Origin of the sequence: Caballeronia sp. LZ016, from assembly GCF_031450805.1 — a bacterium.
Lineage (GTDB): Bacteria > Pseudomonadota > Gammaproteobacteria > Burkholderiales > Burkholderiaceae > Caballeronia.
Genome location: NZ_JARTVY010000001.1, coordinates 1,992,541 through 2,015,007 on the forward strand (window position 1 = coordinate 1,992,541; position 22,467 = coordinate 2,015,007).

17 protein-coding genes, 2 tRNA genes and 3 rRNA genes are annotated in these 22,467 nt (G+C 61.1%); 13 read left to right on the top strand and 9 right to left on the bottom strand.

Going from position 1 to position 22,467, the window contains the following annotated elements; translation table 11 throughout:
• Window positions 1–37: 37 nt before the first annotated feature.
• Window positions 38–1,219, bottom strand: a complete 1,182-nt coding sequence (locus P9220_RS09475; RefSeq protein ID WP_309764621.1) for a pyridoxal phosphate-dependent aminotransferase — start codon at window positions 1,217–1,219, stop codon at window positions 38–40.
• 41 nt (window positions 1,220–1,260) lie between these two features.
• Window positions 1,261–1,743 (bottom strand): putative toxin-antitoxin system toxin component, PIN family, encoded by a 483-nt coding sequence (locus tag P9220_RS09480; RefSeq protein WP_309764622.1) that lies wholly within the window; start codon window positions 1,741–1,743, stop codon window positions 1,261–1,263.
• A 56-nt stretch (window positions 1,744–1,799) separates the two neighbouring features.
• Here P9220_RS09480 and yaaA point away from each other — a divergent pair, with 56 nt between their 5' ends.
• Both yaaA and P9220_RS09490 read left to right on the top strand, forming a co-directional pair.
• Window positions 1,800–2,579, top strand: coding sequence for a peroxide stress protein YaaA (gene yaaA, locus P9220_RS09485; protein WP_309764623.1), 780 nt, complete (start codon window positions 1,800–1,802; stop codon window positions 2,577–2,579).
• A 35-nt stretch (window positions 2,580–2,614) separates the two neighbouring features.
• On the top strand, window positions 2,615–3,793 hold the full coding sequence (locus P9220_RS09490; RefSeq protein ID WP_309764624.1) for a M14-type cytosolic carboxypeptidase: 1,179 nt from the start codon (window positions 2,615–2,617) through the stop codon (window positions 3,791–3,793).
• Between the two features lie 94 nt (window positions 3,794–3,887).
• Here P9220_RS09490 and P9220_RS09495 read toward each other — a convergent pair whose 3' ends face one another.
• The 4 genes from P9220_RS09495 to P9220_RS09510 form a co-directional block, all read right to left on the bottom strand.
• The gene (locus P9220_RS09495; protein ID WP_309764625.1) at window positions 3,888–4,517 is read right to left on the bottom strand and encodes a BspC domain-containing protein; all 630 of its coding nucleotides are present in this window, start codon (window positions 4,515–4,517) and stop codon (window positions 3,888–3,890) included.
• A gap of 138 nt (window positions 4,518–4,655) precedes the next feature.
• A complete protein-coding gene (locus tag P9220_RS09500; protein ID WP_309765438.1) occupies window positions 4,656–5,330 on the bottom strand; it encodes an energy-coupling factor ABC transporter permease in 675 nt (224 codons plus the stop codon).
• A gap of 68 nt (window positions 5,331–5,398) precedes the next feature.
• Window positions 5,399–6,208, bottom strand: a complete 810-nt coding sequence (locus P9220_RS09505) for a response regulator transcription factor (protein ID WP_309764626.1) — start codon at window positions 6,206–6,208, stop codon at window positions 5,399–5,401.
• Between the two features lie 185 nt (window positions 6,209–6,393).
• The gene (locus P9220_RS09510; RefSeq protein ID WP_309764627.1) at window positions 6,394–7,605 is read right to left on the bottom strand and encodes a DUF2863 family protein; all 1,212 of its coding nucleotides are present in this window, start codon (window positions 7,603–7,605) and stop codon (window positions 6,394–6,396) included.
• 616 nt (window positions 7,606–8,221) lie between these two features.
• On the opposite strand from P9220_RS09510, the gene P9220_RS09515 reads away from it, so the two are divergent.
• The 8 genes from P9220_RS09515 to P9220_RS09550 all read left to right on the top strand — a co-directional run bounded on the left by P9220_RS09515 (window position 8,222) and on the right by P9220_RS09550 (window position 19,545).
• Window positions 8,222–9,753, top strand: a 16S ribosomal RNA gene (locus P9220_RS09515).
• Window positions 9,754–9,814: 61 nt separating this feature from the next.
• Window positions 9,815–9,891 (top strand) — tRNA-Ile (locus P9220_RS09520).
• 44 nt (window positions 9,892–9,935) lie between these two features.
• A tRNA-Ala gene (locus tag P9220_RS09525) sits at window positions 9,936–10,011 on the top strand.
• A 285-nt stretch (window positions 10,012–10,296) separates the two neighbouring features.
• Window positions 10,297–13,179, top strand: a 23S ribosomal RNA gene (locus tag P9220_RS09530).
• A gap of 166 nt (window positions 13,180–13,345) precedes the next feature.
• Window positions 13,346–13,458 (top strand): 5S ribosomal RNA (rrf, locus tag P9220_RS09535).
• The 16S, 23S and 5S rRNA genes sit together here with 2 tRNA genes alongside, the layout of an rRNA operon.
• Window positions 13,459–13,681: 223 nt before the next feature.
• Window positions 13,682–14,545 carry a translesion DNA synthesis-associated protein ImuA gene (gene imuA / locus P9220_RS09540; RefSeq protein ID WP_309764628.1) on the top strand — a complete coding sequence of 288 codons (864 nt, stop codon included), beginning with the start codon at window positions 13,682–13,684 and terminating at the stop codon, window positions 14,543–14,545.
• Complete coding sequence (locus P9220_RS09545; RefSeq protein ID WP_309764629.1) at window positions 14,490–16,073, top strand: DNA polymerase Y family protein; 1,584 nt, start codon at window positions 14,490–14,492, stop codon at window positions 16,071–16,073. The genes imuA and P9220_RS09545 overlap by 56 nt, the downstream gene beginning before the upstream one ends.
• Before the next feature lie 7 nt (window positions 16,074–16,080).
• A complete protein-coding gene (locus P9220_RS09550; protein WP_309764630.1) occupies window positions 16,081–19,545 on the top strand; it encodes an error-prone DNA polymerase in 3,465 nt (1,154 codons plus the stop codon).
• A gap of 3 nt (window positions 19,546–19,548) precedes the next feature.
• On the opposite strand, the gene P9220_RS09555 is transcribed toward P9220_RS09550, so the two are convergent.
• Together P9220_RS09555 and P9220_RS09560 are read right to left on the bottom strand one after the other, a co-directional pair.
• Window positions 19,549–20,481 (bottom strand): SDR family oxidoreductase, encoded by a 933-nt coding sequence (locus P9220_RS09555; RefSeq protein ID WP_309764631.1) that lies wholly within the window; start codon window positions 20,479–20,481, stop codon window positions 19,549–19,551.
• Window positions 20,478–20,684: a heavy-metal-associated domain-containing protein gene (locus tag P9220_RS09560; protein ID WP_309764632.1), complete on the bottom strand. Its 207-nt coding sequence runs from the start codon at window positions 20,682–20,684 to the stop codon at window positions 20,478–20,480. The genes P9220_RS09555 and P9220_RS09560 overlap by 4 nt, the downstream gene beginning before the upstream one ends.
• A gap of 99 nt (window positions 20,685–20,783) precedes the next feature.
• On the opposite strand from P9220_RS09560, the gene cueR reads away from it, so the two are divergent.
• Together cueR and P9220_RS09570 are read left to right on the top strand one after the other, a co-directional pair.
• The gene (gene cueR, locus P9220_RS09565; RefSeq protein WP_309764633.1) at window positions 20,784–21,170 is read left to right on the top strand and encodes a Cu(I)-responsive transcriptional regulator; all 387 of its coding nucleotides are present in this window, start codon (window positions 20,784–20,786) and stop codon (window positions 21,168–21,170) included.
• A 211-nt stretch (window positions 21,171–21,381) separates the two neighbouring features.
• Window positions 21,382–21,528 carry a DUF3563 family protein gene (locus tag P9220_RS09570; protein ID WP_152562693.1) on the top strand — a complete coding sequence of 49 codons (147 nt, stop codon included), beginning with the start codon at window positions 21,382–21,384 and terminating at the stop codon, window positions 21,526–21,528.
• Window positions 21,529–21,625: 97 nt separating this feature from the next.
• On the opposite strand, the gene P9220_RS09575 is transcribed toward P9220_RS09570, so the two are convergent.
• Window positions 21,626–22,024 (bottom strand): DUF305 domain-containing protein, encoded by a 399-nt coding sequence (locus tag P9220_RS09575; RefSeq protein ID WP_309764634.1) that lies wholly within the window; start codon window positions 22,022–22,024, stop codon window positions 21,626–21,628.
• 97 nt (window positions 22,025–22,121) lie between these two features.
• Between P9220_RS09575 and P9220_RS09580 the strand changes: the two genes are divergently transcribed.
• The gene (locus P9220_RS09580; protein ID WP_309764635.1) at window positions 22,122–22,457 is read left to right on the top strand and encodes a hypothetical protein; all 336 of its coding nucleotides are present in this window, start codon (window positions 22,122–22,124) and stop codon (window positions 22,455–22,457) included.
• Window positions 22,458–22,467 lie beyond the last annotated feature (10 nt).

Genomic DNA, 22,467 nt, shown 5'->3' on the forward strand with positions numbered 1-22,467 from the left:
GCTTCATCTGATCTGAATGTCCGGCAGTGAGACGCGGCTAGAGCTTGCTGAGCCGCTCCAGTGCCAGCGCAAGCGTCTCTTCCTTCTTCGCGAAGCAGAAACGCACGACGCCGGATTCGTGAGGCTCGTGATAGAACGCCGACACCGGAATGGCCGCGACGCCGATCTCGCTCGTGAGCCATTGCGAAAAGTCGGCTTCGGACATGTCGCTGATCGCCGAATAGTCGACGCACTGGAAGTACGTGCCGTCGCAAGGCAGCAGCGAGAAGCGCGTGTTCGCGAGGCCCGCGCGGAAGAAGTCGCGTTTCTTCTGGTAGAACGCGGGCAGTTCCAGATACGGCTTCGGGTCTTCGAGATAGTGCGCGAGGCCGATCTGCATCGGCGTGTTCACCGTGAACACATTGAACTGATGCACCTTGCGGAATTCAGCCGTGAGCGGCGCGGGTGCCGCGACGTAGCCGAGCTTCCAGCCCGTCACATGAAACGTCTTGCCGAAGCTCGACACGACGAAGCTGCGTTTCGCGAGTTCCGGATAGCGCGAGACGCTTTCGTGCGGCGCGCCGTCGTAGACCATGTGTTCGTAGACTTCATCGGAGACGATCAGCACGCCGGTGCCGCGCACGATGTCTTCGAGCTTGCGCATGTCCGCTTCGCGCCAGACGCGGCCGGTCGGATTGTGCGGCGTGTTGATCATCAGAAGGCGCGTCTTCGGCGTGATCGCGGCGGCGATCTTGTCGAAGGGCAGCGCGTAGTCCGGCGCTTCGAGCGATACGAACACCGGCTTGCCGCCCGCGAGTTCGATCGCGGGCACGTAGCTGTCGTACATCGGCTCGATCACGACGACTTCATCGCCCGGATGCACGCAGCACAGCACGGCGGTCAGCAGCGCCTGCGTCGCGCCGGCGGTGACGGTGATTTCGCGGTCGGCGTCGTAGGCGCGGCCGTAAAGCGCTTCGATCTTGCGCGCGATGGCCTGCCGCAGCGGCGCCGCGCCGGCCATCGGCGGGTACTGATTATGGCCGTCGCGCATCGCGGAGGCGACGGCATCGACGATACGGGGATCGCAGTCGAAATCGGGGAAGCCCTGACCGAGATTCACCGCGCCCTTTTGTGCGGCGAGGGCGCTCATCACGGTGAAGATGGTCGTGCCGACGTTCGGCAGACGCGAGGGAAAGGACAGCTCGGGTGACGCTTCAGGCATTGGGTGCATGGCGTTCATGATGATTGTTGGACGTGGGCTGTGCGGTTCTCGCGCACGTTTCAGGCGACTTCTGCGATGGCCCTCGCTTCGAATGCCGCGACGAACGGCTTCGGCTCGGCGATGCGAAACGCGAAGTCGCGCGCGACGCGGCGTGCGAGCTTCAGCACCGCGCGGTCCTTCGAGACGAGCCAGTCCGCGTTCGATGCGTGCGCGAGTTCGAGAAACTTCTGGTCGTCGCGGTCGCGGCACTTCGGCAAGGGCCGCTCATCCGCCGATGCTTCCGGCGCGATCAGTGTCGACAGGCGCGCGAGCGTATCGAGCGCCGCCGCCTTGTCGATGTTGATGCGCACGAACTGCGGATAGTCGAGCACGTGCGTGAGTTCGGCGAGACACCGCGCATCGATCAACGCGTCGAGCGTGCGGGCTTCGAGCGCGGCGCGGATCGGCCGGGTGGCGGGATCGTCGAACACCAGGATGTCGATCCACACGTTCGAATCGAGCACGACGCGCGCTCTGGTGGGTGACGCGGCGGAATTTTCCATTCGATACAATCGGGGGTTTATGCCTATGATCGTCGGCGGCGTGCCGGCGAGCCTCCATGATAATCGTTCTCTCGCCTGCCAAATCGCTCGACTACGAGACGCCCGCCCACATCAGGAAGCACACGCTGCCCGAATTCGTCGATGATGCCGCCGAACTGATTCAGGGCTTGCGGCAGCTTTCGCCGCAGCAGATCGGCGGAATGATGGGCATCTCCGACCAGCTCGCCACGCTCAACTTCCAGCGTTACGCCGAATGGTCGAAGACTTTCGACGCGCAGAACTCGAAGCAGGCGGTGCTCGCGTTCAACGGCGACGTGTACGAAGGCTTCGCGGCGAAGACGCTCACCTCCGCCGATCTCGATTTCGCGCAGAACCACGTGCGCGTGCTGTCGGGGCTGTATGGACTCTTGCGGCCGCTGGATCTGCTGCAGCCGTACCGGCTGGAGATGGGCACGAAGTTTCCGAACTCGCGCGGCAAGGACCTGTACGCGTTCTGGGGCGAGCGCATCACGGCGGCGCTCAATGAGCAGTTCAGACGGCGGCGCGGCGCGCGGGTGCTGGTCAACTGCGCATCGGAAGAATACTTCAGGTCGGTGAAGCCGAAGCTGCTCGACGCGCCGGTGGTTTCGCCGGTGTTCGAGGACTGGAAGGGTGGCCGCTACAAGATCATCAGCTTTCATGCGAAGCGCGCGCGCGGACTGATGGCGCGCTATGCGGTGCAGAATCGGATCGACGAGCCGGAGGCGCTGAAGGGCTTCGACAGCGAAGGCTACCGGTTCGACGAAGAGGCATCGAACGATACGACTTACGTTTTTCGCCGCCGCATCGCGGAGTGATCTGCACGCATCGCGAGTGGACAAAGGACATCGACATGAGCATTTCCATCACCAGCAACTTCGACGCGGGCGCGATCGAGGTCATCGACGCCCGCAATCCCGCGGACATTCGTCTGCGCGTTCGGCCGGATACCCGCGCGGACTTCGCGCAGTGGTTCTACTTTCGCGTGTCGGGCGGGCGCGGCCAGCGCCTCGTGCTCACCTTCGAGAACGCGTCGAAGTGCGCGTTCCCCGACGGATGGCGCGATTACCAGGCGGTCGCGAGCTACGATCGGGTGAACTGGTTCCGCGTGCCCACGCGGTACGACGGCACGGAACTGGTGATCGACCATACGCCGGACTTCGATCGCATCTATTACGCGTATTTCGAGCCGTATAGCGAGGAGCGCCATGCCGAATTTCTCGGCGCGCTTCAGCAGATGCCCCACGCGACGCTGACGGAACTCGGCCGCACCGTCGAGAATCGGCCGATGTCGCTGCTCACGCTGGGTCTCGATGCGGAGCCGGGCGGACAGCCGAAGAAGAACATCTGGATCATCGCGCGCCAGCATCCCGGTGAAACGATGGCGGAATGGTTCGTCGAAGGGCTCGTCAAGCGCCTCGCCGGATGGGGCGACTGGTCCGGCGACCCCGTCGCGCGCGCGCTGTTCGATCGCGCGGTGTTTCACATCGTGCCCAACATGAATCCGGATGGCAGCGTGCTCGGCAATTTGCGCACGAATGCGACGGGCGCAAACCTGAATCGCGAATGGATGGAGCCGAGCGCCGAGCGCAGCCCCGAAGTGCTGCTCGTGCGCGACGCGATCCGCGCGAACGGCTGCGACATGTTCTTCGATATCCACGGCGACGAAGGCATTCCGTATGTGTTCGTCGCGGGCTCCGAGATGCTGCCGGGCTTCACCGCGCAGCAGGCGAAGGAGCAGAAGGCGTTCGTCGAATTCTTCAAGCAGGCGAGCCCGGACTTTCAGGATGTCCACGGCTATGAGTCGGGCAAGTATCAGTCGGATGCGCTGAAGCTCGCGTCGAAGTACATCGGCAACGAGTACAAGTGCGTATCGCTGACGCTGGAAATGCCGTTCAAGGACAATGCGAATCTGCCGGATGAGCGCGTCGGCTGGAACGGCGAGCGAAGCGCCGCGCTGGGCGCCTCCATGTTGCAGGCGATTCTTTGGCACTTGCAGGCGTTCGCTGACGGCATCGCGCGAGCTGATTGAACATCGCCGGCGTGGGATAAGAACGAAGGGCGTGGTCATCTTTCGATGGCCACGCCCTTTGTCTGGTTATGTCTTCTTGAGGCCTGGTTGAAGCTCAGTGCTTCTTCGATGTCTTCTTCGTGCTGCCCGACGCCTTCGTGGACTTGGCGGGCGCCTTGCTCGTCGTTGTCGCCTTGCCTGCCGGCGCCGCCTTGGTCTTCGCGCCGTGTCCGGCGGTTGCGCCGTGCTTCGCGCTACGCGCCGTGCTTCGCGCAACAGGCGCTTCGGCCCGCGGACGCAGGGGCGGGACGGGGTCATTCCAGCCGAACGCGAGCATCTGACTGCCGACATAGCCGCAGCGGAACTTGAGCGGCATTGGATCGCGCTCGCCGCTCTTCGACATGCCTTGTCCCTCGACGGTCACGACGTTGTCGACCTTGATGCGCTGCTTCTTCTCATCGAACGAATCGTTCCACGGTTCGATGGTGGAATGCGATGAATCGAAGGAAGATGCGGGGAATTCGACGTGATCGAACGCCGCCGATGTGCTGGCGATGAAGTTGCCGTGCGCTGCGCAATCGGCAACAAGCGGATTGGCGCTGTAATCGGTGACGAAGTGGTGAATCAGTTCATTGCGCTCGTCGAGCGTATCGGCAAAGGCGGATGCTGAGCATGCAAGCCATGCGCATACCGCGAACCGGCCGACGAGCCGCATGAGCCGGCGCGGTGCGTAAATACTTTCCATCAATTTGGCGCTAAGAAGACACGGGCAAGTAAGATGCCTCGTGTGGGGAAGGAGTTCAATCTTATCGTACTTTGTGCGCGCTCCGGACCGCCTGAAGTCCGAGATGATGCCGCCGGGCCCGTGAAAAGGCCGGCGCGTTCACACCCGAGGGCCGCGGTCCAGCCGATAGCGGCGGACGTCGTAGGTGGTGATCCACGCGGGCTTGTAGACCGTGATCAGGATGGTGAGCAGCCCCGTGAACAGCGCCTCGCCGGTGCCGAGCAGCAGCGAGCCGCGCGTAAAGGCCGCAGGGACGTTGATGCGGCCGCCCGCAAGCGCCATCTCCAGAAGCACCGTTGCGCCGCATGCAGCCGCCACCGCCGCTGCCGAAGCGATGAAGCCGTGCCCGACGATAAACGTGAAGAGGTTGCGCGGCAGCCACGCGTTGGAAAGACGTTGCAGCAGCGTCGATACCCCGACCGGGAGGGCGCCGAAAAGCAGGTACGTGGTTGCGACCGAGAGCCACGACGCATCGAGCACCACTGCCGCGAGCCCTGTGCTGGCGGCAGTGCCGATGAGCGCGAGCCGCCAGTCAAAGAGCGTGACCATGAGCGTTGCGCCCAGCAAGTGAATGACGGGTCCGTCATCGAACCATGCATTGCACGCCCACAACACCGTCACCGACACGATCACGCCCAGCCACACGTGCTGAAGCGTAGCGTCATGCAGGCGGCTAAACGGCCGCTGCACGACTACGAGTGCGAGCAGCCCCGCGGCGACAAGCCAACTGCCGACGGTCAGCCACAGCGGTAGCGGTGTATAGAAGAACCCCATGCCTTGCATCTTACTCGTTGCGTGTGAAACGTGTGCGCAATCCACGAACCCGCTTTCCGCCATTGTTGCTAAAACGAAGCCTCAGGTTCCGCGGCCATGGGCAGGGGCGCGGCGGCGCCGTCCGTCAGGGGCGGATACTTGATGTGCCGATGACGAAGCGGAATGACGTTGGACTCGCCGGGCGTCGGGCGGACCGATTGCTGAGTTTCGCTGCGCAGGATCTCCAGGTGCGAGTTCTGCACGCCGTTGTAGATGGCCACCGCGGCTGCGCGATTCGTCGCGCCTAGTTGCTGAAAGATGCTCGCGAGATGAATCTTGACGGTGCCTTCACTGATGCCGAGCGTCTTCGCGATCATCTTGTTCGTGCTGCCCATATGGACGCAGCGCATGATCTGCTGTTGACGCGGCGACAGGGTCGAATGAATCCTCCTGCTGCGCGGTAGTGCAGCGTTGCTTTGAAAGCGGCGGAGCGGAAGGTCGCGCAGCGATTCGAGGTCGATGATATCGGGCGGAACATAGTGCCCGCCGATGAGCACCATCTCGAGCGCGCGGAGAATCAGGATAGGTTCGAGGGTGCGCGGGATGACGCCCATCGCGCCGGCGCCCATCAGCATATACACCTGCGCAGCCCCGCAGCGATCCACCATCGTGGCGGCGGGCACGCCGGGCGCGTTATCGAGCAATGTCTCCAGATCGCTCATGCGCAAGGTTTCGGCCCAGTCGATGACGATCATGCTGGCCTCGATACGCTTCAGCGCCGACGCAGCTTGCCGCCAGTCTTTCACTTCGGTGAACTGTGCTTGACGCGCGACACGGCGCAGCAATGTTTTCAGGCCCGCACGGCGCTCCGCGTCCGAACCCATGATGATAATTTTCATGCTTGACCTCGTTTCAATACGTCCGCCGCCATTCGCGACGGGTCTCGACACCGGCGATTTGTCGGTGTCGGCGTCATATTGACAAACTTCTGGCCGTTGCGCGCCCTATCCGAACGGCATAGGCAAAATGGACAAAGCCCCGCGCGAGGCGGGGCTTGGCTGGGCGGCAAATTAGCTGAGTTTGGTCAGTGAAAATGAGGCTGCGCGGGCTCCGCGTCTTCAGGCATTTCCGCGTGTACGATCTCGCCGAGAGGGTCGGCATAAAGCGGGACGCCGCAGTCGTCGCAGAATTCCGGTTCGAAGCGGCCAGCGTGGCGGCGGACGTCCGAGACGCCTGCTTTCCTCAGCAGTTCGACGATTTCTTCGATCGGCCCGTCCGCCCCTTCCATGTCGGCTTCGTCTTCCATGGTGGCGTCTGCGTTTTCACGGCCATAAAGCGGCCAGACGACGCCGTAGATCACATCGTTGCTGCCACGGCGCGTGAAGCCGATGCGATATTCGTCGATACGGCGCTCGCCGAAGCCGGCGATGACCGCACGCAGTTCCTGGGGTGCGGTGCCGAGCGTATCGAAAAGATAACGGACGGCAGTGCGAACAGTGTGGGGTCGTACTTGCTCATCAGCATCACGACACGCTGAATAGTAGGCATCCGGCAGCAAACATTCGAACTCGCAACCAGGCAGGATCGTCGCAAAGCTGGCTCCGCCCTGCGTCGCCCATTGTTCGAGACACTGACCGCGTTCGATCCGCGCGCCGTTCTCCTCTTGCTGCCAGCGGAAGAACGCGGCGTCCGCCGGCACGACAGCCACCGCGAGCAAGAAGCGCGGGTCGGCGAGAATCGGTGATGTCTCGGGCAAGTCGGACAGGTTGAGGCGGGCGGTGGCGCCGCCAAGCGCGGTCTGCATCAACTGTTGCGCGAGACGCGCCGTGTCGACGTGATGGCGCGGCAACTGGTCGATGCTATACAGGTACGGCGCGACGGCGACGCGCGCGTCGGACGCGAGAACATGTGCCTGCAATTGCGTGCGCAGGGCGTCGATCGTATCGCTCTTGAGCGTACCCGAGGGGATCGCATAACGCGTCCACGCGAGCACCGGCGCCGCGATCAACAGCGCTTCATGCGGAACGCCGTCGATGTCGATGCGGAACGACTCGCTGTGCGTTTCGGCCATATCGGCGAGTGCGCCGTAGGCATCGGGATGATTCTGCTGAAGGTGATCGAGCGCGGCATCGAGCGTCGTCTGGTTGCCGTTGCGCACGAGTTTGGCGATGATCGTGTCGAGGCGGCCTTCCCAGAAGCGATCCTCGACGCGGCTGCCCGAGGCGAACAGCGCGAGAGATAGACTGACGAGTTTGTCCGCGTCGGGGGGAATACGTTTTGCGGTTCGCGTGCGCATATCGATACAAGTTATTGGGGCAGTGAACCTTTTATTGTAGTCGCTCGGGCCACGGTTTTACCGGAGCGATCGTCGCGGAAGGCAGACAAGCGACGATGCGGCGCGCCTTGCGACGTAGCCGCGACGGCCAGGCACCGCAGTGACTTTGCAGATTTTCGTGTTGCAGGCCTTGCATATTGCCCCGGCGCTAACTAGAATTCCGTTCCTTCGCGATTCACTGAACGCGAAGGAAGCGGGATGAGGCGGTTTGGAAGGGCGCGGGAGAGTGGAGGTAGAAGGTCTCCAGCGCAGTCAGCAAGTAAAGCGATTAAAAAACTTGTTGACAGACTTCGAAGCGATGTTCATAATCTCGTTTCTCTGCTGCTGACGCAGCGACGCAAGACGAAGCGGGAAGGTCTAGCGAATGTTCTTTAAAAACTAACAGCCGATAAGTGTGGGCGCTTGATGGCGAGTGCGGTTCTGGTGCTTAGGTGCTGGAGCGACAAGCAAAAGTAATCAAGAGTCTCACACGAAGTATTAAGAGGAAGGTTTATCTGTCTTCTGACGGATTAATCATCGTCAGTACGTTGAGTGAGCGACCGGTTTCTAACGGAACCGAAAAACAGTAACAGGGTTTGAACTGAAGAGTTTGATCCTGGCTCAGATTGAACGCTGGCGGCATGCCTTACACATGCAAGTCGGACGGCAGCGCGGGCTTCGGCCTGGCGGCGAGTGGCGAACGGGTGAGTAATACATCGGAACGTGTCCTGTAGTGGGGGATAGCCCGGCGAAAGCCGGATTAATACCGCATACGATCTACGGAGGAAAGCGGGGGATCTTCGGACCTCGCGCTGCAGGGGCGGCCGATGGCAGATTAGCTAGTTGGTGGGGTAAAGGCCTACCAAGGCGACGATCTGTAGCTGGTCTGAGAGGACGACCAGCCACACTGGGACTGAGACACGGCCCAGACTCCTACGGGAGGCAGCAGTGGGGAATTTTGGACAATGGGGGCAACCCTGATCCAGCAATGCCGCGTGTGTGAAGAAGGCCTTCGGGTTGTAAAGCACTTTTGTCCGGAAAGAAAACTTCGTCCCTAATATGGATGGAGGATGACGGTACCGGAAGAATAAGCACCGGCTAACTACGTGCCAGCAGCCGCGGTAATACGTAGGGTGCGAGCGTTAATCGGAATTACTGGGCGTAAAGCGTGCGCAGGCGGTCTGTTAAGACCGATGTGAAATCCCCGGGCTTAACCTGGGAACTGCATTGGTGACTGGCAGGCTTTGAGTGTGGCAGAGGGAGGTAGAATTCCACGTGTAGCAGTGAAATGCGTAGAGATGTGGAGGAATACCGATGGCGAAGGCAGCCTCCTGGGCCAACACTGACGCTCATGCACGAAAGCGTGGGGAGCAAACAGGATTAGATACCCTGGTAGTCCACGCCCTAAACGATGTCAACTAGTTGTTGGGGATTCATTTCCTTAGTAACGTAGCTAACGCGTGAAGTTGACCGCCTGGGGAGTACGGTCGCAAGATTAAAACTCAAAGGAATTGACGGGGACCCGCACAAGCGGTGGATGATGTGGATTAATTCGATGCAACGCGAAAAACCTTACCTACCCTTGACATGGTCGGAACCCTGCTGAAAGGTGGGGGTGCTCGAAAGAGAACCGGCGCACAGGTGCTGCATGGCTGTCGTCAGCTCGTGTCGTGAGATGTTGGGTTAAGTCCCGCAACGAGCGCAACCCTTGTCCTTAGTTGCTACGCAAGAGCACTCTAAGGAGACTGCCGGTGACAAACCGGAGGAAGGTGGGGATGACGTCAAGTCCTCATGGCCCTTATGGGTAGGGCTTCACACGTCATACAATGGTCGGAACAGAGGGTTGCCAAGCCGCGAGGTGGAGCCAATCCCAGAAAACCGATCGTAGTCCGGATCGCAGTCTGCAACTCGACTGCGTGAAGCTGGAATCGCTAGTAATCGCGGATCAGCATGCCGCGGTGAATACGTTCCCGGGTCTTGTACACACCGCCCGTCACACCATGGGAGTGGGTTTCACCAGAAGTAGGTAGCCTAACCGCAAGGAGGGCGCTTACCACGGTGGGATTCATGACTGGGGTGAAGTCGTAACAAGGTAGCCGTATCGGAAGGTGCGGCTGGATCACCTCCTTTCTCGAGCTTCGCGCTTAAAGTTAAGCGCTCACGCTTATCGGCTGTCAGAAAGACAGGCTAAGGGTCTGTAGCTCAGTCGGTTAGAGCACCGTCTTGATAAGGCGGGGGTCGTTGGTTCGAATCCAACCAGACCCACCATCCGAATCAGGCGTGGCTGGGCAACACCTTAGTCAGGCCTCATCGGGGGATTAGCTCAGCTGGGAGAGCACCTGCTTTGCAAGCAGGGGGTCGTCGGTTCGATCCCGTCATCCTCCACCAATCCTCAATGCCTAGCGCTTCGGGTAAGCGTTAAGCATTGGCGATTGCTAGCCAGTTGATGTCGCAAGTATTGAAACACGCTTGTCGGCTAAACGTTCTTTAACAATCTGGAAGAAGTAGTAAAGAGAATCTGGGAAAGCGCTTAGAGATGGGCGTGAGTAGCAGGTTCAGGGTAGTGATTGTATCGAGTATGAAAAGTGATCTTAATGATGACTTGGAATACGGCACAACGCGAAAACTCAGCCTATGGCGGATGTGGCTCGATGAGAGACGCACTCGTTATAGGGTCAAGCGAACAAGTGCATGTGGTGGATGCCTTGGCGATCACAGGCGATGAAGGACGCGGTAGCCTGCGAAAAGCTTCGGGGAGCTGGCAAACGAGCATTGATCCGAAGATGTCCGAATGGGGAAACCCGGCCCGTATGGGTCACCCATGACTGAATACATAGGTCATGTGGAGCGAACGCGGTGAACTGAAACATCTAAGTAACCGCAGGAAAAGAAATCAACCGAGATTCCCAAAGTAGTGGCGAGCGAAATGGGAAGAGCCTGTACTCTTTATCTGCATTGTTAGCTGAACGCTCTGGAAAGTGCGGCCATAGCAGGTGATAGCCCTGTAAGCGAAAGCAGCGTGGAAGAACTAGGGGTACGACAAGTAGGGCGGGACACGTGAAATCCTGTCTGAAGATGGGGGGACCATCCTCCAAGGCTAAATACTCGTGATCGACCGATAGTGAACCAGTACCGTGAGGGAAAGGCGAAAAGAACCCCGGGAGGGGAGTGAAATAGATCCTGAAACCGCATGCATACAAACAGTCGGAGCCTCGCAAGGGGTGACGGCGTACCTTTTGTATAATGGGTCAGCGACTTACGTTCAGTAGCGAGCTTAACTGATTAAGGCAGGCGTAGCGAAAGCGAGTCCGAATAGGGCGATCAGTTGCTGGGCGTAGACCCGAAACCAAGTGATCTATCCATGGCCAGGTTGAAGGTGCGGTAACACGTACTGGAGGACCGAACCCACTAACGTTGAAAAGTTAGGGGATGAGCTGTGGATAGGGGTGAAAGGCTAAACAAACTTGGAAATAGCTGGTTCTCTCCGAAAACTATTTAGGTAGTGCCTCGTGTATCACCTTCGGGGGTAGAGCACTGTCATGGTTGTGGGGTCCATTGCGGATTACTACGCCATAGCAAACTCCGAATACCGAAGAGTGCAATCACGGGAGACAGACATCGGGTGCTAACGTCCGGTGTCAAGAGGGAAACAACCCAGACCGCCAGCTAAGGTCCCCAAGATTGGCTAAGTGGGAAACGAAGTGGGAAGGCTAAAACAGTCAGGAGGTTGGCTTAGAAGCAGCCACCCTTTAAAGAAAGCGTAATAGCTCACTGATCGAGTCGTCCTGCGCGGAAGATGTAACGGGGCTCAAGCCAGTCACCGAAGCTGCGGATGCGTACGCAAGTACGTGTGGTAGGAGAGCGTTCCGTAAGCCTGCGAAGGTGTGTCGAAAGGCATGCTGGAGGTATCGGAAGTGCGAATGCTGACATGAGTAGCGATAAAGGGGGTGAAAAGCCCCCTCGCCGTAAGCCCAAGGTTTCCTACGCAACGTTCATCGGCGTAGGGTGAGTCGGCCCCTAAGGCGAGGCAGAAATGCGTAGCTGATGGGAAGCAGGTCAATATTCCTGCACCATTGTTAGATGCGATGGGGGGACGGATCGCGGAAGGTTGTCCGGGTGTTGGACGTCCCGGTCGCTGCATTGGAGAAGGTGCTCAGGCAAATCCGGGCACAGGATTCAAGGGTGTGGCGCGAGCTTCTTCGGAAGCGAAGCAATTGGAAGTGGTTCCAAGAAAAGCCTCTAAGCTTCAGTCTAACGATGACCGTACCGCAAACCGACACAGGTGGGCGAGATGAGTATTCTAAGGCGCTTGAGAGAACTCGGGAGAAGGAACTCGGCAAATTGGTACCGTAACTTCGGGATAAGGTACGCCTCTGTAGCTTGACTGGCCTGCGCCAGAAGGGTGAAGAGGTTGCAATAAACTGGTGGCTGCGACTGTTTAATAAAAACACAGCACTCTGCAAACACGAAAGTGGACGTATAGGGTGTGACGCCTGCCCGGTGCCGGAAGATTAAATGATGGGGTGCAAGCTCTTGATTGAAGTCCCGGTAAACGGCGGCCGTAACTATAACGGTCCTAAGGTAGCGAAATTCCTTGTCGGGTAAGTTCCGACCTGCACGAATGGCGTAACGATGGCCACACTGTCTCCTCCCGAGACTCAGCGAAGTTGAAGTGTTTGTGATGATGCAATCTCCCCGCGGCTAGACGGAAAGACCCCATGAACCTTTACTGTAGCTTTGCATTGGACTTTGAACCGATCTGTGTAGGATAGGTGGGAGGCTATGAAACCGGAACGCCAGTTTCGGTGGAGCCGTCCTTGAAATACCACCCTGGTTTGTTTGAGGTTCTAACCTTGGTCCGTGATCCGGATCGGGGACAGTGCATGGTAGGCAGTTTGACTGGGGCGGTCTCCTCCCAAAGCGTAACGGAGGAGTACGAAGGTACGCTAGGTACGGTCGGAAATCGTGCTGATAGTGCAATGGCATAAGCGTGCTTAACTGCGAGACCGACAAGTCGAGCAGGTGCGAAAGCAGGTCATAGTGATCCGGTGGTTCTGTATGGAAGGGCCATCGCTCAACGGATAAAAGGTACTCTGGGGATAACAGGCTGATACCGCCCAAGAGTTCATATCGACGGCGGTGTTTGGCACCTCGATGTCGGCTCATCTCATCCTGGGGCTGTAGCCGGTCCCAAGGGTATGGCTGTTCGCCATTTAAAGAGGTACGTGAGCTGGGTTTAAAACGTCGTGAGACAGTTTGGTCCCTATCTGCCGTGGGCGTTGGATATTTGAAGGGGGCTGCTCCTAGTACGAGAGGACCGGAGTGGACGAACCTCTGGTGTACCGGTTGTCACGCCAGTGGCATCGCCGGGTAGCTATGTTCGGAAGAGATAACCGCTGAAAGCATCTAAGCGGGAAACTCGCCTTAAGATGAGATATCCCCGGGGCTTCGAGCCCCTTGAAGGGTCGTTCCAGACCAGGACGTTGATAGGTCAGGTGTGTAAGTGCAGTAATGCATTGAGCTAACTGATACTAATTGCCCGTAAGGCTTGATCCTATAACCAGTGTGTTTCACAGTGAGTTAGCGCTTTAGCGCTTACTCAATGCAACCCCCGAAGGGAGCACGCCGGTTGAGTGACGCGACTGTGCCCAACAGTCACTACCGAATCTACTTCTTCCCAGATTGGTTGTCGCGCCACCTCGCGAGACAACAACAAGTCATGCCTGATGACCATAGCGAGTCGGTCCCACCCCTTCCCATCCCGAACAGGACCGTGAAACGACTCCACGCCGATGATAGTGCGGATCCCCGTGTGAAAGTAGGTAATCGTCAGGCTCCTCATGCCTTAAACAAAAACCCCACCCCATAAAGGTGGGGTTTTTGCGTTTCGGCGCAAGAATCTTCGCAGTAACCCGCCTTTCCTCGCACTCCTAAGCCCCACTCCTACTACCCCTAGCGGTTACCATTCCCCTCGAAATACTGTATAAATATACAGTACAGCTAGAGGTCGCCACGTATCAGGCATGAGCGGCCCGTCCAATTTATCGAGCGGGAACATATGGGTGCCGCACTTTCATTGCTCGATTTCCAGCTGACTGCGCGCTTGCAACAGCAACTGTGGCAAGGCGAGCAGTTCAGCTCGTCGCATCCGAATGTTATCTCGAGCGGTTATCGGTTACTTGATCGCGTTTTGCCCGGCGCAGGCTGGCTTCCCGGCACCGTGACGGAATTGCTGATCGAAGAGAGCGGCGTTGGGGAAGTCCGCCTGCTTGCACGCTGCCTTCGAGAACTGACGACCATCCAGAGTCGTTCCGTCGTACTCATCGCGCCACCGTGGATGCCTAATTTCGCCGCCTTCCGGGCGATGCACATCGCGACGAACAAGCTGGTTTGGGTCAGAGCAACTGACGAGCAGGTGCTGTGGGCCGCGGAACAGTCGCTGAAGCAGGAGGGCATCGGCGCAGTGCTGATCTGGCTGCCGAAAGCGCGTCCTGAAGCGTTGCGCCGACTTCAGGTGGCGGCCCAGGAGTCGCAATCGTTGGCGTTTTTGTTCCGCCCGCTCAATGCCGCAAAGCAATCTTCCGCCGCGCCGTTGCGCATGGTGTGCAAGCCGATCCTCCCGCCCACCGCACAGACGATGAACCGTCGCGAATGGATGCAGGCCGTCATGCTGGAAATCGACATCATCAAGCGGCGCGGTCCGCTGCTGGAGAAGCCGTTGCAGTTGCGCTTGCCGTTGCAGTTGCCGGCGTTGCCCGAGCATTTGCGTCGCGCGAGTCAGCAAAGGAAAGCACGAGAGGTCAAACATGTTGTGGATAGCGGTGACATTGCCGCTTTTGTCGCTCGAAGCAGTCAGGCCGCCATCGATGCCATCCGCATCGGCGAGTTCGATTTCGCCTGGAGCGAGGCCGACGGGCAATGACGACCCAGCAGACGCCATCGACCAGCCTTGCTTCGCGCTTGCCGATCACGCGCGCATCCTGCTGCCCGATCTCATCGCGTTTCGGCTCGGCGTGCGGCCCGGCAGCACGCGCTCGCACGCGTTTGCGCTGGCGCCGCACCTGACGCTGCTGGCGGTGGATATCAGCGAGGAGCAGCGCGCGCTCGAAGCCGTCGCGTTGGCCTTGCTCGCCTTTACGCCGAAGGTCGTGCTCGCGCACGCCAATACGGTGCTGCTGGAAGTCAGCGGGAGCACGCGGCTGTTCGGCGGGCTGCGCGCGCTGCTGGCGAAGGTGACGTCCACGGTGAGGGGCTGCGGCTTTACTTCACGCCTGGGTTGCGCGCCGACTCCGTGGGGCGCGTGGCTGCTCGCGCACGCGCGTACGCGACGCGTGACGCGTCGTGTGCGAATCGTGAAAGGTACGACGCTCGTGCGCGTGCTCGACGCCTTGCCGGTGTCGCTCGTTCCGTCGGCGGAATCGCATGGCAATGTGTTCGAACAGATCGGCTGCTCGACGCTCGCCGATTTGCGCCGCTTGCCGCGCAAGGGCGTGGCGCGCCGGTTCGGTCAAGGCATTCTGCAGTGGCTCGCGCAGGCGTACGGGCAGGCGCCGGATCCTCGCGAGGCGTTTTGCGCGCCCGCATCGTTCGAGGCGCGGCTCGAATTGCAGGCGCGCGTCGATAGTGCCGAGGCGTTGCTGTTCGCAGCGCGCCGGCTCGTGCTGCAGTTGGCCGGCTGGCTGAGCGCGCATCACGCCGCCGTCAGCGGATTCGCTCTGCTGCTCGAGCACGAACTCGCCGCGCGCAACGCGCCGAAAACCTCGACGTTGCAGATCGGCTGGGCCGTGCCGACGCGCGATGCCGACCACATCCTCTGGCTGCTGCGCGAAAAGCTGAATCAGACGACGCTCATCGCGCCGGTCATCGAGATGAAGCTGCTTGCCGACAAGGTCAGCGAGCACGCGCCGCCGTCCGACACGCTTTTTCCGATGCCCACCTCCGATAACGAATCGATGGCGCAACTGCTCGAACGTCTGAGCGCGCGGCTGGGCGCGGAGAACGTCGTGCAACTGGTCGCGCGCGAGGATCATCGGCCGGAGGCGGCAATGACGGTCGAGCCGTATCAGATCGTGCGCGATGCCAGGCCGAAGCGCGGGAAAAAGCCGAAGGAAGCGCCTGCCGAAGCACTACCTGACGAAGAGCAGGAAACGGCGGAGCCGGACATGGAACTCGGCGAGCAGTTAGAACTTCCCGACCGGGCTGTTCCTTCGCAGCCGCGCCCGTCGTGGATTCTGGAGACACCGCAGCCACTGAAGCTGCGCAACGAGCGGCCGTTCTATCGTCGTCCGCTGAAGCTGATCAGCCGCACCGAGCGCATCGAGGCGGGATGGTGGGACGGCAACGGCGTGCAGCGCGACTATTACGTCGCCTCTGACGATCGCGGCCGCATGTTCTGGCTTTATCGCGAGCGATTGAGCGGCGCCTGGTTCCTGCACGGATTTTTCGGATGACGCCGCCATGGACGATCTGAACGACATCATCGGTCTGAGCGGCGAGGGCAGCGACTTGTCGGGCGCGGTGTCTGCATCGGCGCTTTTGCCCGGATATGCCGAACTGCACTGCCTGAGCAACTTCTCGTTTCTGCGCGGCGCGTCGCATCCGCAGGAACTGGCCGCTGCCGCGCTCGAACACGGCTATACCGCGCTCGCCGTCACCGACGAGTGTTCACTTGCGGGCGTCGTCCGCGCGCATGGCGCGATCAAGGACATTCAGGCAAAGGCGAAAGCCGCGATCGAGGCCGCACGGCTCGCAGGCCAGCCGCTACCCGACAAGCCGACGTTGAAGCTCATTATCGGCAGCGAATTGCATCTGACGGATGCGGATGGCCAGCCGTTCTGCACGCTCATCGCGCTCGCGACGAACCGCGAAGGCTACGGCAATCTGTCGGAGCTGATTTCGCTCGCGCGTTCGCGTTCGCCGAAAGGCCAATATCGGCTGGGGCCGGAAGATTTCACCGATCCGGCCGCATCGTCCGATGCCACGGACGTCACCGACTTGCGCGGCGACATCGCGCATCTGAAGCATTTGCCCGGCTGCCTGCTGATTCTCGTGCCGCAGCGCGCAGCGACGCTTGCCGACACGCTCGACCGCGCGCACTGGCTCGCCGGTTTCGCGGCGGGGCGAGCGTGGCTCGCGCTGGAGTTGTGGCAGGACGGCAGCGACGACGAGCGTCTCGCCTCATGCCGCGTCATCTCAGAGGCGAGCGGTCTGCCGCTCGTCGCGGCAAGCGGCGCGCTGATGCACGCGCGATCGCGCAAGCCGTTGCAGGACACGCTGACCGCCATTCGACTGGGCCGGCCGCTCGGCGAATGCGGGTATGCGCTCGAAGCGAACGCGGAGCGGCATTTGCGCACGCGCTTGCGTATCGGCGCGCTGTATCCGAAGGCGGCGATCGCGGAAACGCTGAAAGTCGCAGCCCGCTGCACGTTCCGGCTCGACGAGCTTCAGTACGAATATCCCGAGGAACTCGTGCCGACCGGCGAGACGCCCGCCAGCTATTTGCGCAAAAAGGTGATCGAGGGCGCGAAGCAGCGCTGGCCGGACGGATTCGACGCCGACACCATCGGCCAGATCGACAAGGAACTGGAACTCGTCGCCGAACTGAAATACGAGAAGTATTTCCTGACGGTCTACGACATCGTCGCATTCGCGCGCAGCCAGGGCATCCTGTGTCAGGGACGCGGTTCGGCGGCGAACTCCATCATCTGCTTCTGTCTCTTCATCACCGAGCTCGATCCGGTCCGGATGGGTCTCCTGGTCGAGCGCTTCATCTCGCGGGCGCGCAACGAGCCGCCCGATATCGATGTCGATTTCGAGCACCAGCGGCGCGAGGAAGTCATCCAGTACATTTATCGGAAGTATGGGCGGCATCGCGCGTCGCTGGCGGCGTCGGTCACGACGTATCACACGAGAAGCGCGCTGAAGGACGTCGGCAAGGCGCTCGGACTCGATGCATCGCTGATCGAACGCATCGGCAAGTCGCAGCAGTGGTGGGATGGACCGTCGGCGGTCGCCGGCTATCTCAGAGAGGCGGGTTTTAGCGAGGACTCGCACATCACGCGGCATCTCATCCGCCTGACGCGCGAACTGCGCGGATTTCCGCGCCACCTGTCGCAGCACGTCGGCGGCTTCGTGATTGCGCGCGAGAGGCTGTCGCGGCTCGTGCCGATCGAAAACGCCGCGATGAAAGACCGCTGTGTGATCCAGTGGGACAAGGACGACATCGACCAGCTCAAGCTCCTGAAAGTAGATGTGCTCGCGCTCGGCATGCTGTCGGCGATCCGCCGCGCACTCGAGTTCGTCGCGCTGCGGCGCGGTGTCCCGAATTTCGGCATTACGCACATTCGCCGCGAAGACAAGGCGGTGTATGAGATGTGTTGCCGCGCGGATACCATCGGCGTGTTTCAAATCGAATCCCGGGCGCAGCAGAGCATGCTGCCGCGCTTGCGGCCCCAAAAGTACTACGACCTCGTGATCGAAGTAGCGATCGTGCGGCCCGGCCCGATTCAGGGCGGCATGGTGCATCCGTATTTGCGACGCAAGCAGGGTCTGGAAGACGCGGACTACCCGAAGGAAGAACTGCGGCCGGTGCTCGGCCGCACGCTCGGCGTGCCGATTTTTCAGGAGCAGGTGATGAAGCTGGCGATGGTCGCGGCGGGCTATTCGGCGGAAGAGGCCGATCAGTTGCGCCGCGCGATGGCCGCCTGGCGACGCGGCAGTTATCTGGAGGAGTATCAGGCCGACCTGATGAAGAAGATGCTCGCGCGCGGCTACGAGCACGACTTCGCGGCGCGTGTGTGCAAGCAGATCGAGGGCTTCGGCGAATACGGTTTCCCGGAGAGCCACTCGGCGAGTTTCGCGCTGCTCGTCTATTTCAGCGCGTGGATCAAGCGTTACGAGCCCGCGGCGTTTCTTGCCGGCTTGCTGAACAGCCAGCCGCTCGGGTTCTATTCGCCGTCGCAACTCGTGCAGGACGCGCGGCGTCACGGCGTCGAGGTTTTCGCGCCGGATGTTTCGCTGAGCGACTGGGAATCCGTGCTGGAAAGGGCGCCTGGGAGGGGCGAGCGCGTCGTGTTCGATCCCGGCAGGGAGCAGCGGCGTCAGCAGTTCTACGGCACGCCGCTACCGGATCAGGTGTTTCGCAAGACCATGCGGCGCGGCGCGCGCAAGCTGAAAGCGCGCATCACGCTGGCCGCGCAGCGATACGGCGCCAATGGGCCGGGCGTGCGGATCGGCCTGCAACTGATCAAGGGTCTGCCGCAAGCCGCGGCCGAGCGGATCATGATCGCGCGCGCCGAAGCGCCTTTCGTCGATGTCGACGATCTCACGCGGCGCGCGGCGCTGTCGCGTCGGGAACTCGAAGCGCTGGCGGCCGGCAATGCGCTCGCGAGCATCGCGGGGCACCGGCGTCAGGCGTGGTGGGCGGTGACCGCACAGCAGCGCGCGCCGGAATTGCTGCGCGATGCCCCGATGACCGAAGCGCCGCTCGCGTTGCCGCAGGCATCGGAAGGCCGCGAAATCGTCGATGACTATGCGAGTCTCGGGCTCACGCTCAACCGCCATCCGCTCGCGTTGCTGCGCGCAAAGCTCTCGCGCCTGCGCTTCAGGACGGCCGCCGATCTGGCGGATCTGAAAAGCGGACGCATCGTGCGCGCATGCGGCATCGTGACGGTGCGTCAGCGGCCGGGCACTGCTAACGGCACGATCTTCGTGTCGATCGAAGACGAAACGGGCGCAATCAACGTGATCGTCTGGCCGGGGCTCGTCGAAAAGCAGCGCAAGGTGTTGCTCGGGTCATCGCTGCTCGGCGTGCATGGCGTCTGGCAGAACGAGGGCGACGTGCGGCATCTCGTCGCGCAACGGCTCGAAGACCATACCGCGATGCTCGGCCGCCTCGCTGCGGCGAGTCGCGATTTTCACTGAGCGTCACTGCGCCGGCAGTGCCGGATAGCCCGCCAGCAGACTGGCGATAGCCGTATCGAACGGCGTGCGCCGGCCGATACCGAGCGCTTCGAGCCGCGCCGAATCGAGATGGCAGTCGCGCGGTCGCGGGGTTGCGTCGGCGGGTGTGCGCTGCGCGATCAGTTTCGCGTCGACCTTCAGCGCCCGCGCGATGCGTTCCGCGATATCGAACTTCGTCATCGGCTCGTCGCCGGACCATTGGGTGATGCCCGAGATCGTCGCGCCCCGCGCGTGGTGCCCGATCATGCCGCGGATTGCCACCGCGACGTCGGGCGTGTAAGTCGGATAACGCGTCGCCCAGGCGTCCATCGTGGCGGGCGCGTTCGCCGGATCAGCCGATGCGACGATCGCCGGCGTGAGGCTCGTCACCGCCGATTCGCCCCAGTCGACGACCGGCCCGTAAAGCAGCGGCAAGCGCAGCACGCACGCGTTCGGATCGCAGCCGAGCAACGCACGTTCGCCGTCCAGCTTGCTTTGGCCGTAGGCGTTGAGCGGCGCGGGGGCGTCATCGGGCGAATACGGCGGGGACGTGCCGTCGAACACGTAATCGGTTGAAATCGACAGAACCCAGGCGCCGAGCGCGCGCGCTTCGGCAGCGATCGCGCCGAGCGCCTCGACGTTCAATGCGCGAGCGAGCGCGGGGTCGTTCTCGCACACGTCCGGCCGGCGCTCTGCCGCCGCAACGACGACCGCCTGCGGCTTCTCACGCCGAAGGAAGGCGCGCACGGCCTCGTGATCGCGAATGTCGAGCGGCACGCTTCCGGCCGCGGGCCGGCGATATGCCGTACGCACGACACGCCAGTCCTTCGCGTGTTGCGCCAGTTCCGCCGCGACCGCGCGTCCGAGCAGTCCCGACGCCCCGATCAGCGCGACCGTGAAGCGCTCGCCGCCCCTCATGCCGATGCGACGCCGACGACCGTGTAGCCGGCGTCGTCGATGGCATCCTTCAGCGCCTGTTCCGGCTGCGTGGAATCGATCGCGACCTTGCCGTTGTCGAGGTCGACGCGCACCTGCGCTTTCGGATCGATCTCCTGAATCGAGCGCGTGACCGCAGCGACGCAATGCTGGCAACTCATACCTTGAACCCTGAATTCCGTCATGTCGGTTTCCTCTTCGAATGAGCCTCAATATCGACATCGTATACCTTGCCATAATGGGAAGGTGTAGAGTCGGGCCAATAAATAACGAAGGAGCGGACCATGAACATCGGCGAGGCTGCGCGCGCATCGGGCGTGACGGCCAAGATGATTCGCTATTACGAGAGTGTCGGACTGCTTAATCCGGTCGGGCGTACGTCGGCGGGGTATCGCGTGTACGGGCCGCAGGAGGTGCATGCGCTGCGCTTCGTGCGCCAGGCGCGCAGGCTCGGCTTTCTCGTGGAAGACATTCGGAAACTGCTGGCGGTGTGGCAAGACCGCTCGCGCGCGAGCGCGGAAGTGAAGGCCATTGCGCTGGAGCATGTTGCAGAACTGGATCGGCGCATCGCGGAACTGACCGACATGCGCGACACGCTGACGCACCTGGCGAAGCATTGCCACGGCGATGGCCGGCCCGAGTGCCCGATCTTGGACAAACTCGCGCAGTAAATGCACCGTTATGGTGCTCCGAAGTTGCCGTTTCTCGATAAATCAACGCTCTGGACATGGTTTCGGCACGCACCATTCCGAAACAGAATGCACCTTATGCATGCATTTCACTACCGGATTCCTGAGGGCACCGCTATAATCCGGGTTATCCCTAATGCGGGTTATCCCTGACCCGAACGCCAGGGACCATACAGAATCCTTGGAGAACATCATGTTTGCAATCCTGCTCGAAAAACTCAGCATCTGGTTTGAAGCCGCCGAACAACGCCGCCGCGAAGAATACCTCGCGCAATCGTCGGACGTGGTTCAACTCGAGAAGCGCATCCGCTCGCTCGAGAACAACGGCTACAACTTCTAAGGCAACGAGCCCCGCGCGAACAGCGCAAGAAGTCGAATGAAAGCCCCGCATTGCGGGGCTTTGTCGTTTCTGGCGGGGTGCGCGGTGCGCGCGAACCTTACTTTTTCTCCGGATGCGCGGCCAGCCACTGATTCATGAACGCGATTTCCTTGTCCTGCGCCACAATGATTTCCTTAGCCAGCTTGCGCAGCTTCGCGTCTTTCCCGTACTTCAGCTCGATCTTCGCCATCTCGACCGCGCCCCGATGATGCGGGATCATGTGCGCGACGAAATCGCGGTCCGCGTCGCCGGTGTACTGAATGTCCGACATGGCCGACATCATCGACTGGTCCGCGGCCTGAAAGGCAGCCGTGGAAGGGAAATCCGTGTCGCTCGCCGCAGGCTGGCTCGCGTTCATGCCAGGCATGTCGCCGTGCGCGGGCGCCGTCGTTTGTGCGATAGCGGTCGCGCTGCAGAAGGCGATGCAGACGGCGAGTAGCGCGCTTGTAGGTTTCATCGATTCTCCTTAGAGCTGTTGTCCGAGTCGAAGCGCCTAGCGTAAAGCTTGCCACCGGGGTAAGGTAAAGCGTTTCGTCTATTCAATCGAGCCAGCGATGCCAGGCGCTATCCGCAAGAAGATGAAGTTGCGTATCTGTATGCTCGTCGCCGTGTGCGTGCCATGTTGTCAGGTGGCCTGGGCCAAGCCTGGCGGTGAACCGCTCGTGCTCGACACGCAGACCGGCATCCACAGCGGCGTGAGCGGAACGGTTCTGCAAAGCGCGCCGCTCGGAGCGCCCGGCATGGTGCCGATGGCGACGTTGCCAGGCTTGCAGCAACAAGAGCAGCAGCCGATCGTCGTTTCGCCGTATGTTCAGTATGGCGGCGAGAGCGCAGTGTCGCCGGGTACGAGCCAGGGCCACTATCGCAGGCAGCGTGCGCCGTATCCCTGAACGCCGCCGG